At 71.1% G+C, this 11912-nt stretch carries 11 protein-coding genes, 1 tRNA gene and 1 other RNA gene; 6 read left to right on the top strand and 7 right to left on the bottom strand.

From position 1 onward, the window contains the following. Position 1: 1 nt before the first annotated feature. Positions 2-439, top strand: coding sequence for a molybdenum cofactor biosynthesis protein MoaE (locus I8J32_RS16570; RefSeq protein ID WP_200613746.1), 438 nt, complete (start codon positions 2-4; stop codon positions 437-439). Positions 440-552: 113 nt separating this feature from the next. Here I8J32_RS16570 and I8J32_RS16565 read toward each other — a convergent pair whose 3' ends face one another. The 3 genes from I8J32_RS16565 to I8J32_RS16555 all read right to left on the bottom strand — a co-directional run bounded on the left by I8J32_RS16565 (position 553) and on the right by I8J32_RS16555 (position 1552). Then, entirely contained in the window at positions 553-1068 is a 516-nt protein-coding gene (locus I8J32_RS16565; protein WP_200613744.1) for a hemerythrin domain-containing protein, read from the bottom strand. A gap of 178 nt (positions 1069-1246) precedes the next feature. Further along, an RNA gene (gene ffs, locus I8J32_RS16560) (signal recognition particle sRNA small type) lies at positions 1247-1343 on the bottom strand. A gap of 116 nt (positions 1344-1459) precedes the next feature. Further along, positions 1460-1552, bottom strand: a tRNA-Ser gene (locus I8J32_RS16555). Positions 1553-1808: 256 nt separating this feature from the next. Between I8J32_RS16555 and dnaX the strand changes: the two genes are divergently transcribed. From dnaX to I8J32_RS16535, 4 genes are all read left to right on the top strand, one after another. Further along, complete coding sequence (gene dnaX, locus I8J32_RS16550; RefSeq protein WP_200613742.1) at positions 1809-3716, top strand: DNA polymerase III subunit gamma/tau; 1908 nt, start codon at positions 1809-1811, stop codon at positions 3714-3716. Between the two features lie 63 nt (positions 3717-3779). Continuing rightward, positions 3780-4100, top strand: coding sequence for a YbaB/EbfC family nucleoid-associated protein (locus I8J32_RS16545; protein WP_200613740.1), 321 nt, complete (start codon positions 3780-3782; stop codon positions 4098-4100). A 138-nt stretch (positions 4101-4238) separates the two neighbouring features. Further along, positions 4239-4835 carry a recombination mediator RecR gene (gene recR, locus I8J32_RS16540; RefSeq protein ID WP_200613738.1) on the top strand — a complete coding sequence of 199 codons (597 nt, stop codon included), beginning with the start codon at positions 4239-4241 and terminating at the stop codon, positions 4833-4835. An 88-nt stretch (positions 4836-4923) separates the two neighbouring features. Next, on the top strand, positions 4924-5274 hold the full coding sequence (locus I8J32_RS16535) for a histidine triad nucleotide-binding protein (RefSeq protein WP_200613736.1): 351 nt from the start codon (positions 4924-4926) through the stop codon (positions 5272-5274). Between the two features lie 128 nt (positions 5275-5402). Here the strand turns inward: I8J32_RS16535 and I8J32_RS16530 are convergent, their stop codons facing one another. The 4 genes from I8J32_RS16530 to I8J32_RS16515 form a co-directional block, all read right to left on the bottom strand. Beyond that, the gene (locus I8J32_RS16530; RefSeq protein ID WP_200613733.1) at positions 5403-5888 is read right to left on the bottom strand and encodes a Slp family lipoprotein; all 486 of its coding nucleotides are present in this window, start codon (positions 5886-5888) and stop codon (positions 5403-5405) included. Next, complete coding sequence (locus I8J32_RS16525) at positions 5885-7867, bottom strand: transglutaminase TgpA family protein (RefSeq protein ID WP_207526687.1); 1983 nt, start codon at positions 7865-7867, stop codon at positions 5885-5887. Before I8J32_RS16525 ends, I8J32_RS16530 begins: the two co-directional genes overlap by 4 nt. Continuing rightward, a complete protein-coding gene (locus tag I8J32_RS16520) occupies positions 7864-8847 on the bottom strand; it encodes a DUF58 domain-containing protein (RefSeq protein WP_200614442.1) in 984 nt (327 codons plus the stop codon). The genes I8J32_RS16525 and I8J32_RS16520 overlap by 4 nt, the downstream gene beginning before the upstream one ends. Before the next feature lie 88 nt (positions 8848-8935). Continuing rightward, positions 8936-9889: an AAA family ATPase gene (locus I8J32_RS16515; protein ID WP_200613728.1), complete on the bottom strand. Its 954-nt coding sequence runs from the start codon at positions 9887-9889 to the stop codon at positions 8936-8938. 45 nt (positions 9890-9934) lie between these two features. Here I8J32_RS16515 and I8J32_RS16510 point away from each other — a divergent pair, with 45 nt between their 5' ends. After that, positions 9935-11878: an ArnT family glycosyltransferase gene (locus tag I8J32_RS16510; RefSeq protein ID WP_200613726.1), complete on the top strand. Its 1944-nt coding sequence runs from the start codon at positions 9935-9937 to the stop codon at positions 11876-11878. Positions 11879-11912: the final 34 nt, after the last annotated feature.

Below are 11912 nucleotides of genomic sequence, written 5' to 3'. Positions count from 1 at the left end.
CATGGATACCCCCAGCCAGTCGCGGTTCCAGCTGGCCGCCACGCCTTTCGACGTGGCCGCCCTGCGCGCGCAGCTGCTCGACGACCGCGTCGGCGGCTTCACCAGCTTCGAGGGCTGGGTGCGCAACCACAACGATGGGCGCCGCGTGCGGGGCCTGCATTACCAGGCCTACGAGGACCTGGCGCTCAGGGAGGGCGAACGCGTGCTCGACGAGGCGCTGGCCCGCTTCGACATCATTGATGCACGCTGCGTGCACCGCATGGGCGAGCTGGCGATCGGCGAACTGGCGGTGTGGGTGGGCGTGAGTGCGGCCCACCGCGACGCGGCGTTCGCGGCGTGCCGGTTCGTGATCGACGAGATCAAGGCCCGGGTGCCAATCTGGAAGCAGGAACGCTATCTGGAAGGTGACAGCGGCTGGCTGCACCCCCGGCCGCGATAGCGGGTTCTGCCGCTGCGCGCCGGCACGTGCCGACGCGGAGCAGGGCCGTGGGGTTCACGCCCCCCGCAGGCGGGCAGAGCAGTGAAACCCCACGACCATCCTTCGCCGACGCCTCAGGGCGCGTAGAGCGGATACAGGTTGCCTTCCTCGCGCTCGATGCGCATGACCAGCAGCTTGCCGACCTCGTCGTATTCCCGGATGAAGTTCAGGCTGTTCTCGGGAGTGACGCGCGTCTGCTGGTAGCGCCGGACGAACTCGACCACGCCGCGCGCGATGGTATTCATCTCGCGTCTGAAGTCGCGGATCAATGCCATGTTGTCGCTGTCGCCGGCGATCGCCTGCTCCAGGTAGACGTAGAAGCGCACGTTCTCGATCAGCAGATGGGCTTCCAGGCGCGTCTTGAACGCCAGCAGGGCGTTGGGAATGCGCTGGAACTGGCCGTCCTTCACGTCCTGACCCAGTTGGCCGTACATGGATACCAGTTCGGTGTGGTCGTGCTTGAGGCTGTCGACCAGGCCAGGGTCGTAGCGGATGTTGCGTTCGGGCAGGCGCGCGTAGGTGATCGGCTCGGCCGAGGATGCTGCGGTGTCGTACTTCCGTCCTTTGAACCAGTTACTGAACAATCCCATGTCAATGACTCCCTGTCGCAGCAGTCCCCCATGAACGTCACTGCGTGGCGGCACTGTGGACAAGGTGCCCCCTGAAGGCAAGCGCCGACGGGCGCCCTCGGGGCGCGGGTTCAACCGAGTGTGACGGACGGCAAGTCCGGGGCGGCGGACGGATGCCGCGGAGCCCGGAAAGGCGATGACCCCGCCGGCTGACCTCGGCGCCCGCATCGATCGATACCGTTGCTGCCTTCCGGCCCTGGCGGGGTTTTCGACCTAGCGTCGCGAGGGGCCGACGGGGCCACCATGGAGACTTGCTGGTGTGGCTTTGCGCCAGCGCATTGCGCGCCGGCGATGGATCGGGTTGCAGGGAACTGTTGCGGCACTACGACGAACAATGACAAGACAGCGATACTGGCGGAGAGAGGGGGATTCGAACCCCCGAAGCGCGGTTTAGACGCTTACACACTTTCCAGGCGTGCTCCTTCAACCACTCGGACACCTCTCCGCACCTGGTACCGCAGGCCTGAACGCGGCGTCCGGCCGTCTTCAGGGGCGCAGATTCTAGCGCGCAACGCCCCACCTTGGTAGCCCGCGCCTGCGCCGGGCGACCCGCATGGCCCGTGGAGCGAGCGGATTTCCATCCGCGGCGCCTCAAACCCGGTGCGCCCGGGGACCCCTGGCGCCCCCGGCGTTGCCTGTCCCGCTGAACCAACCGGACTGCGGACTGCCCATATGATCCGCGTCGCGTCAGAATGGCAGGCATGTCCTACCTCGTCCTTGCCCGAAAGTGGCGCCCGAAGCGTTTCGCCGAACTGGTCGGGCAGGAGCACGTGGTCCGTGCGCTCACCAATGCGCTGGACTCGGGCCGCGTCCACCATGCCTTCCTCTTCACCGGCACCCGGGGCGTGGGCAAGACCACGATCGCGCGCATCTTCGCCAAGTCGCTCAACTGCGAGCAGGGCACCTCCGCCGATCCCTGCGGCCAGTGCGAGACCTGCCTGGCGATCGACGCCGGCCGCTACATCGACCTGCTGGAGATCGACGCAGCCAGCAACACCGGCGTGGACAACGTCCGCGAACTGATCGAGAACGCGCAGTACATGCCCTCGCGAGGGCGGTACAAGGTCTACCTGATCGACGAAGTGCACATGCTGTCCAAGGCCGCGTTCAACGCGCTGCTCAAGACGCTGGAAGAACCGCCCGGACACGTGAAGTTCCTGTTCGCGACCACCGATCCGGAAAAGCTGCTGGTCACGGTGCTGTCGCGCTGCCTGCAGTTCAACCTCAAGCGGCTGGACGAAGCGCAGATCACCGGCCAGATCACGCGCATCCTGCAGGCCGAGGGCATTGCCGCCGAATCCGGCGCGATCGCCCAGCTGGCGCGCGCGGCGGACGGCAGCCTGCGCGACGGCCTGTCGCTGCTGGACCAGGCCATCGGCTACACCGGCGCCAGCGCCGGGGGCGGGCAGCTGGACAACGCCGGCGTGGCCGCGATGCTGGGTACCGTGGACCGCACCCGCGTGGATGCGCTGCTGCAGGCGCTGGCCAACGGCGACGGCGCGGCCCTGCTGGCCGAAGTGGCGACCCTGGCCGAGTTCTCCCCGGACTGGGGCGGCGTGCTCGATGCGTTCGGTGCGGCGCTGCACCGCATCCAGGTCCGGCAGCTGGTGCCGGAGGTGCCCAGCGAAGGCGAGGGCGTCGACGTGGACGGCCTGGCCGCCCGCGTGCGGCCCGAAGTCGTGCAGCTGTGGTACCAGATGGCGCTCAACGGCCGTCGCGACCTGGCGTACGCGCCCAGCCCCCGCGCGGGCTTCGAAATGACCGTGCTGCGCATGCTGGCGTTCCGGCCGGCGGACGGCGAGGGCGCCCGCGCCCCGGCTGCCGCCACGGGCAGTGCCACCGGCCCGGGCCGTACCAGTCCGGCCCTGGCGCGCGAAGCCGCGGCTGCACTGCTGGCGCCGGAGCGCGGCGCGGATCGTCCGGTGGCCTCGCGGCCGCCGATCGATGCCGGTGCCGGCAAGGACTCGCCACCGTGGCCGGCCGCGGACGTCGCCACGCCCGCGAAGCGTCCGCCGTTGATCGCCCCCTCGGCCATGAGCAGCACTCCGGCGCCGCCCGCTCCAACTGCGCCCGCGCCGGTGGCTGCGATTGCGTCCGCGCCGGTAGCACCCGCCCGGTTTGAGGCCGCGAACGAACCGGCACCGTTCTCGAATGTGCCAACGCCGTCGATGCCTGCGGCTTCGACCACCGCCAGTCCGGGCGCCGCCGCCAGCACCCTGGTCGATGCCGATGCCTGGCATGCGCTGGTGGCCAGCAGCGGCCTGCGTGGTCCGGCCCGCATCCTGGCCGAACACTCCACGTTCGTCGGCTACGACGACGGCATCCTGCGGCTGTCGCTGCCGTCGGACGAGGAACACCTCAAGTCGGGCGCGCTGACCAGGATGATGGCCGACGCACTCACGCCCGCGCTGGGCGGATGCCCGCAGATCCGGTTCGAAGGCGTGGCGCAGCAGGGCACCTCGCTGCGCGACCGCAACGAGCGCGCGCGCGACGAACGCCAGAACGCCGCGGAAACCGCGTTCCTCAACGATCCCGACGTGCAGCGGCTGATGTCGCAGCACGGCGCGAAAGTGGTGGCCGATTCCATCCGGCCGTTCGACGAGCCCTGACCGCCAGTCCGGCGGCGTCGGCGACCTTGTAATTCCCCCCCCGAGACAGAACGAGTAGCGAACATGAAAGGCAACATCGCCCAGTTGATGCAGCAGGCGCAGCGCATGCAGGAAAACATGCAGCGCGCCCAGGAAGAGATCGCCAAGCTTGAAGCCGTCGGCCAGGCCGGCGGCGGCATGGTCTCGGTGACCCTCACCGGTCGCAAGGAATGCCGCAAGGTGCGGATCGATCCCAGCGTGCTGTCGGATCCTGAGATGGCCGAGGACCTGATCGCGGCCGCGTTCAACGATGCGTCCAACAAGATCGACGCACAGTCTCAGGCGACGATGGCCGCCGCGACGGCCGGCATGCCGCTGCCGCCAGGCATGAAGCTGCCGTTCTGACGGCGATGCAGGTGATGGAGGCGCGGACGGGCAGGGACGAATCCGAATTTGGTCGGACTCTTCCGGCCGGCGGCGCGCCGCGCCTCGGCGCTGTTTTCCTTTCGGCTTCCTGATTCCTTCCTGCAGGCGTTCGCGATCGTGTCCTCACCCCTGCTCGAACAACTGATCGAAGCCCTGCGCGTGCTGCCGGGCGTGGGGCCCAAGTCCGCCCAGCGCATGGCCTATCACGTGCTCGAGCGCGACCGCGATGGCGGCCGGCGGCTGGCGGCCGCGCTCGCCGCCGGCGTCGAGCACATCGGCCATTGCAGCCGCTGCCGGGATTTCAGCGAGACGGAAGTCTGCGCCACCTGCGCCAGCGCCTCGCGCGAGGCGCACCTGCTGTGCGCCGTGGAATCGCCAGCCGACCGGCTGGCCATCGAGCAGGCCACCGGTTACCGCGGCCAGTACTTCGTGCTGCAGGGGCGCTTGTCGCCGCTGGACGGCATCGGCCCGCGCGAACTGGGGCTGGACCGGCTTGCCGCACGCCTGGCCGAGGGCGAAGTGCAGGAACTGATCATCGCCACCAATCCCACGGTGGAGGGCGAAGCAACCGCCCACTACCTGGCGCACCTGGCGCGCCAGCACAAGGTCCGTCCCAGCCGCCTGGCCCACGGCGTGCCGCTGGGCGGGGAGCTCGAATACGTCGACCGCGGCACCCTGTCGCATGCCTTCGGATCGCGCGGCGAGATGCCCTGAGGCATACCGCTCCCGCGGCGTGGCCACGTTGTCAGCGGGGCCGATTCCGGCGAAGGTTACGGCCACTCCCCCGCCTGCGGACCGTCCCATGACCGACACCATCTTCCACAAGATCATCCGTCGCGAGATTCCGGCCGACATCGTCTACGAGGACGATGACCTCATCGCGTTCCGCGACATCGCGCCGCAGGCGCCGGTGCACGTGCTGTTCGTGCCCAAGGCGACGATTCCCACGCTCGACGATCTCACCGCGGACACCGCCGCGGTGGTCGGCCGGCTGCACCTGGCGGCGGCCCGGTACGCGCGCGAACAGGGCTTCGCGCAGGACGGCTACCGCGCGGTGATGAACTGCAACGCGCATGGCGGGCAGACCGTCTTCCAGCTCCACCTGCACCTGCTGGCCGGTGCGCCGCTGGGACGCTTCGGCACGCCGCGCTGAGCGCGAGGCGCGCGCTGCAAGGAAGGCGCCCGGCTGGAGCGCGCGGTCCAGCAAGTGCACTCCGCAAAAACGAAACGCCCGGCTCAGGCCGGGCGTTTGCGTTGCGGTCCGGGTCGGTCAACCCGCCATCACCACCAGCCCCACCACGGCCACGGCGCCGGACGGGTGATCACGTCGACGCGCTCGCGGATCGGCCACAGGTAGACGACATCGGCTTCCATGCGCGGGAACCGGTAGGCGTACTGGCCGATGTTGCGGTTCTCGTAGCCGTCCACGCGGCCGGTGAAGGTGACTTCGCGGTTCTGCTCGAACAGTGCCGGGTCGTAGAAGCCGGTGCGGCAGGCGATGAAGCGGCCGCCGGTGTCGTCGGTCTCCCAGTACGGGCGGGCATAGCCCGACAGGCGGGTGGAGATCATCTCGAAGCAGGTGCGGTTGGCCTGCGGTTCCACACCGACGACGCGGCCTCCCCAGCGGACCATGGTGCCGGTGATGTCGGCCTCGGCCGCGTCGCGCGGGGTGATCTCGTTGAACGTCCCCTGCAGCGGACGCGGCGCGGACGCACAGGCGGATGCAAGCAAGGCCACGATGGCCAGGATGTACAGACGGGGTTTCATGGGCGTCCTCCGGGAGATAGGGGTCGGTGCCGGCGCAGGTCGCGGACAAGCTCGCGGCGCACTTGATCGACGCTGCGCGGCCCGGGCTTGAGTGGAGCGTAGCGCCAGGCGACGAAACGGTCGCTGAGTTGCGCCAGGGCCGCGCCCTGGTCAGGGTGCTCCAGTCTGACGCGTTCAGCCCACTGGCCGGCCGGCTCATGCGGCGCGCAGGCCAGGCCGTGCCGGCGATAGCGGCGCTGCAGCCGGTGCCAGGCGCGGATCACCGGGTCGGGCTCGCGCTGGCCGCGCGCGCTCAGCCAGGCCATCCAGGTGATGGCCAGCACCGTGAACAGGCCGAACAGGATGATCAGGTCGCGGCTGCGCAGGCGGTCCACGCCCAGCGGCTTGAACAGCTGGGACTGGCGCTGGGCATCGAACCCCAGGGCGAGGTTGTTCCAGCCGCGCCGCATCCAGTCGCGCAGGTTCCAGGCCTGCGAACCCAGCGCGCCGAACAGGCCGCCGGCCCCCGGCATGCGGTCGGCCAGGGTGTCGTAGATGCGCTCCGGGGCGACCGCCGCGGTCGGATCCACGCGCACCCAGCCGCGCCCCTGGAGCCAGACTTCGGCCCAGGCATGGGCGTCGGAGCGGCGGACGATCCAGTAGTCGCTGAAGACGTTCTTGTACCCGCCGGCGTATCCGGTGACGACGCGGGCGGGGATGCCCGCGCCGCGCATGAGCACCACGAACGACGCGCTGAAGTGCTGGCAGAACCCCGCCCGGGTGTCGAAGAGGAATTCGTCGACGGCGTTGCGGCCCCACGGGGGTGTGTCGAGCGTGTAGGCGAAATCGCGGCGTACCCAGGCCAGGGCGCGGTCCACGATCGCAGTGTCGTCGGCGCCCGCGTCGCGCCGCCATTCCCGGGCCAGGGCCAGCGTGCGCGGGTTGAACCCGTCCGGCAGCGCCAGGGCGGCGTCGCGGAACCGGTCCGGCAGGTCGGCCTGGTAGCGGGCGGGCGGGGACGAGGCCAGGCGCCAGCGCGTGACCGACGTCAGCGGGGCGGCGGCCTGCAGGTTGTGGTCCAGGCCCAGCCGCGCCAGCGCGGGCGCCTGCATCGGGATATCCAGCGCCACCAGCTGCATGCGCTCGGTGGGTTCGAACTCCAGCTCGTAATCCCAGCGCGTGGACGAAGGCTGCGACGGCGCCGGCGGCAGGGCCTGCGCCCACGCCGGCTGCCGCCAGGCCTGGCCGTCGAAGTCCCACATGACGGGGCCGCGCCAGTACATCTGGTCCTGCCGCGGGACGGCGCCGAAGAAGCGCACCCGCAGCGCCGGGTCGTCGTTGACGAACATGTCCAGCCACTGGCCCGGTTCCATCGTGTCGGAGAGGCCCGACGAGCCCATGGCCCGCTGCGGAATGCCCCACAGCGGCGTGCCCAGCCGCGGAAACAGCCAGAACGCCACCAGCGCGATCGGCAGGCCGACCAGGGCCAGGTGGCCCACGCTGCGCAGGCGGGCGGAGATGGGCAGCGCGAACCGGCTGTCGCCCGACTCCAGTTCGGCAATGCGCTGCAGCGCGGCCAGCCCGACCAGCGCGGCGACCAGGCCCAGCAGCAGCGACACCGGCCCCTCGTCGAGCAGGAAGGTGGCGAAGGGCGCGAACAGGGAGAAACCGATCAGGCTGCGCGCGTCGCGCGCGTGCGCGGTCTCGGTGGGCTTGAGCGCCAGCATGCCCGCCAGCAGCGCGCAGCCGGTGTCGCGGCCGAACCGGAAGTGGTAGGCGGCCAGCACCATGCCGACGACGGCGAGCGTCGTGGCCACGCGCAGGGCGAGCGGCAGCTGACGGCGCCACCCGGCGGCGGTCAGCGCGATGCCGCCCACCGCAATGACCATGGCCAGCCAGCCGGGCAACTGCAGCAGCAGCGGCAACAGGCACAGGGCCGCCGCGCCCAGCGCCCAGCGTCGGCTGACGTCGTCGAGCGTCTGCGGCGGCAACGCGCTCATGCGATCTCCCGCGGATCGGTCGCTTCGGTCGCTTCGGTCGCATCGGGAAGCAGGGCCAGCGCGCGCAGGCAGGCATGGCGATGCTGCACGCCGCGGTCGGGGCCAAGGTGCGCCTGCCCGGGCAGGCACAGGCGATAGCGGCGCCCGTCGCGTTCGGCCTCGTCGACCCAGCGCGCCAGCCGGCTCACGCGCGGCTCCCACGCCAGGCCGCTCAGGGCATTCCAGTCCAGCACGACGTCGGCGCCGAGCGGTTGTTCGTATTCGCGCACGATCAGGGAATCGCGTCGCGCGGACGGTTTCCAGGCGATGGCGCGACGCGAGTCGCCGGTGCGGTACGCGCGCAGGTGGTGCACGTCGTCGCCGCTGGCATGCAGGCGCGTCTGCACGTTCTCGCCCGAGCCCGTCGGCAGCGGCGGGCCATGTTCTTCCGGCGTGGGATAGACCAGCAGCGGCGCGTCGCTCCAGATGTAGGCCCAGGCGCGCGCCAACCCGAGCGGACGCAGCGTGTACACCCGCAGGCGCGGCAGTTCGAGCCAGCCACGACGCCGCGTGGGCAGCGCCAGCTGGGCTTCGCCGTGGCCCTGGTCGAGATTGAGCAAAGCCGACTCGCCCGCCGGCACGCCGCCCCCCCCGGCGCCGTCATCGTCCACGCGCAGGCCCCGCCGCCGTCGCGAGGGTTCGGCGCGCGTGTGCACGCGCACCATCAGCGGCTGGCCCGCCGGCACCGGCTCGGCGTCGATCGCGGCGATTTCCAGTCCGGTCAGCTGCATCTGCGCCGCCAGCAGGCTGGCCATGCCCGCGCCGCCGAGCAGGAAGCCCAGCATCAGCGCGGGATTGTTGTTGTAGTTCAGCGCGCCGACCACCATGGCCAGCAGGAGCACGGAGAAGAACAGGCCGAAGCGCGTCGGCAGTACGTACACGCGGCGCCGGTCGATCGACACCGGCAGCTGTTCGGCGTGGCGCGGACGGGTGAGCAGCATCGCCCAGCCGCGCGCGCGGCGCAGCAGTGGGCCGACGACGGGTACGGCTCGCTTCGGCGCGGCAGCGGCCTGCACGACGGCGCCCGTATCAGTCGACCGGGACGGCGTGCAGGATGGACTTGGCCAGCGATGCATCGCTGCCGGCCTGGGCATCGGCCACCAGACGATGCGCCGCCACCGGGCCGAACAGCGCCTGGATGTCCTCGGGCAACACGTGCGAGCGTCCGAGCAGCAGCGCGTGGGCGCGGCCGGCCCGCAGCAGCGCCAGTCCCGCGCGCGGCGACAGGCCCACGCGCACGCCCGGGTGCTTGCGGCTGCGTGCGAGCAGCGCCTGCACGTAGGCGATCAGGGCCTCGCTCGCGTGGACGGCCTGGACGGCGCGGCGGCCGGCCAGCACGTCGGCGCTGGACAGCAGCGGGCGCGTCTGCGCGATGAGGTCGCGGCGGTCGGTGCCGGCCAGCAGGTCGCGCTCGGCTTCTTCGCCGGGATATCCCAGCGCCAGGCGCAGCAGGAACCGGTCCAGCTGCGAGTCGGGCAGGGGATAGGTGCCGGCCAGGTCGATCGGGTTCTGCGTGGCGATGACGAAGAACGGATCGGGCAATGCATGCGTGCTGCCGTCGACGGTGACCTGGTGCTCGGCCATCGCCTCGAGCAGCGCGCTCTGCGTGCGCGGCGGCGCGCGGTTGATCTCGTCGGCCAGCAGCACCTGGGCAAAGACCGGGCCCGGGTGGAACTGGAAGGTGCGCGCCTGCGGATCGAACACCGACACGCCCACCACGTCGGCGGGCAGCAGGTCGGAGGTGAACTGCACGCGCTGGAAATCCAGGCCCAGCGTGGCGGCGAGCGCGTGCGCGAGGGTGGTCTTGCCTAGGCCGGGGAGATCCTCGATGAGCACGTGGCCGCCGGCCAGCAGGGCGACGAAGGCCAGGCGGACCTCGTTGGGCTTGCCCAGGACCAGCCCGTTGACTTGGGCCTGGGCCCGGTCGAGGGCGCTGCGCAGGGCATCGGGTAGCATGTTCGCCGCGGTCGGGGATGCCGCCATCGCTTTCTCCTCAATGTCGTCGAAGTGTAGCGGGGTCGTGGATTCATGAGGGAGGACGGAGTGGGACAGCGCGGACTTCGGGAAGAAGGGCGGGCGGACATCGCGCGACCGGGGCTGCGCGGGCACGCCGGCGACATCGCGCTGACCGACGATGCCGGCTTCCAGCGGCAGCTGTTCTGGGCCTTGTGGGCCGGCGTGCTGCTGCTCAAGCTGATCGTCGCCGCGCGCCTGCCGCTGTTCGTCGACGAGGCCTTCTACTGGCAGGAAGGCCAGCACCTGGCCGCCGCCTATTCCGATCTTCCGGGCCTGACCGCGTGGCTGACGCGCCTGGGCGTGGCGCTGGGTGGCGAGCACCCGTTCGCGCTGCGCGCTCCGTTCCTGGTCATCGCCGCGCTGGTGCCGCTGCTGATGGTGCGCATCACCGCGCGCGAATTCGGTCCCCGGCACGGCTGGCAGGCCGGTTGCTTCGCCCTGCTGCTGCCACTGGCCGGCACGCTGGGCCTGCTGGCGCTGCCCGACGCGATGATGGCGCTGGCCACGCTGCTGTGCGTGGACGCGGGCGCGCGACTGCTGCGCGAGGTCAGCGCTGCCAGCGCACTGGAGCTGGCGCTGGGACTGACGCTGGGCGCACTGAGCCACTACCGCTTCATCGCGGTGATCGGCGTGGGCTTCATCGCCCTGCTGCTGCTCGCCGACGGACGCAACGCGCTGCGCGACGTGCGCGTGTGGATCGCCATCGCCCTGGGGGCGTCGGCGTGGACGCCGCTGGTGGCATGGAACCTGGGCAATGCCGATGCGGGCCTGCGCTTCCAGCTGGTCGACCGCCATCCGTGGGCGTTCCATGCCGACGGCATCGCCTTCATCGCGATCCAGGCCCTGCTGGTGACGCCGCTGCTGTTCGCCGCGCTGGCGCACGCTAGCTGGCGCGGCCGGCACGGTGCATTGCCGGCGACGCGCTACCTGGCGCTGCTGGGTGGCCTGGTGGTGCTGGGGTTCTTCACCCTGGGCTTCTTCGCCGACACCGAGCGGGTGAGTTTCCACTGGCCGCTGCCGGGCTACCTGGCGCTGATCCCGCTGCTGCCTGGCGTGCTGGCGCTGTGGCCGCGTCCGCTGCGCGCCGCAACGTGGCTGCTCGCCGCCCTGGGCCTGCTGGCCATGCTGGGCTACTACGTGGCCGCCTCGACGCCGCAGACGCGCGCGCGGGCCGCGGCGGAGAAGTGGTACCCGGCCAACTTCGCCGGCTGGGACGAACTGGCCGACGCGGTGCGCCGCCAGCGCGAGCGCATGCCGCCGGGCACGCGCGTGATCGCCGACAACTTCAAGGTGGGCGCCGAACTGGGCTTCGCGCTGTCGGACGCGGACATCCCGGTGCTGGACCATCCGCTCAACCACAAGCACGGCCGCGCGCCGCAGCTGGACCTGTGGGGACTTTCGCACCGCGGCGGCACCGACTGGAGCGCATCGCCGACGCTGCTGGTCGTGGGCGTGACCGAGGTGTCGTACAAGCACCTGCTCGACCGCTACCACGCCCTGTGCGACATGGTCGGCCCGCTGCCGCCGCCGACCATGCTCAACGTGGACCACGGGCGCCAGCGTTTCGCGCTGTTCGCGCTCGACCGGCGCCGCGAGGGGCCGTGCACCACCCCGGCCATGGCCTGGATCGATGCGCCCGCCGGCGCCGCCACCGTGGGCCGGAAGTTCGAAGTGACCGGCTGGGCGTTCAAGGACGGCGTGGGGCTGGAGCGGGTGGAGATCCTGATCGACGGGCGCCCGGTCGCCAGCGCCGACTACGGCCGCGAATACGCCGGCCTGCAGAAGGACTGGCCGCCCAGCAACGATCCGCAGCACCCCTACGTCGGGTTCGCCGCGCCGGTGGACCTGGAGGCAGTGGAGAGCATCGGCCCCGGACGCCACTGGCTGGGCCTGCGCCTGCATGGTCGCGATGGCAGCATCGAGGACTGGTCCGAGCAGCCGCTGCAGCTGCGTTGAAAGTGCCGGCGCTCCGGCGCCGGCTTTTCCGGGA

Source organism: Lysobacter solisilvae, assembly GCF_016613535.2.
Lineage (GTDB): Bacteria > Pseudomonadota > Gammaproteobacteria > Xanthomonadales > Xanthomonadaceae > Agrilutibacter > Agrilutibacter solisilvae.
Note: the sequence above shows the minus strand (reverse complement) of the source record. Positions and strands in the feature narration are given on the sequence as shown.

Excerpts from the sequence above, each read along its gene's own strand:
- I8J32_RS16570 (WP_200613746.1), top strand. The coding sequence starts at position 2 with ATGGATACCCCCAGCCAGTCGCGGTTCCAGCTGGCCGCCACGCCTTTC.
- I8J32_RS16565 (WP_200613744.1), bottom strand. The coding sequence starts at position 1,068 with ATGGGATTGTTCAGTAACTGGTTCAAAGGACGGAAGTACGACACCGCA.
- dnaX (WP_200613742.1), top strand. The coding sequence starts at position 1,809 with ATGTCCTACCTCGTCCTTGCCCGAAAGTGGCGCCCGAAGCGTTTCGCC.
- I8J32_RS16545 (WP_200613740.1), top strand. The coding sequence starts at position 3,780 with ATGAAAGGCAACATCGCCCAGTTGATGCAGCAGGCGCAGCGCATGCAG.
- I8J32_RS16535 (WP_200613736.1), top strand. The coding sequence starts at position 4,924 with ATGACCGACACCATCTTCCACAAGATCATCCGTCGCGAGATTCCGGCC.
- I8J32_RS16530 (WP_200613733.1), bottom strand. The coding sequence starts at position 5,888 with ATGAAACCCCGTCTGTACATCCTGGCCATCGTGGCCTTGCTTGCATCC.
- I8J32_RS16525 (WP_207526687.1), bottom strand. The coding sequence starts at position 7,867 with ATGAGCGCGTTGCCGCCGCAGACGCTCGACGACGTCAGCCGACGCTGG.
- I8J32_RS16520 (WP_200614442.1), bottom strand. The coding sequence starts at position 8,847 with ATGCTGCTCACCCGTCCGCGCCACGCCGAACAGCTGCCGGTGTCGATC.
- I8J32_RS16515 (WP_200613728.1), bottom strand. The coding sequence starts at position 9,889 with ATGGCGGCATCCCCGACCGCGGCGAACATGCTACCCGATGCCCTGCGC.
- I8J32_RS16510 (WP_200613726.1), top strand. The coding sequence starts at position 9,935 with ATGAGGGAGGACGGAGTGGGACAGCGCGGACTTCGGGAAGAAGGGCGG.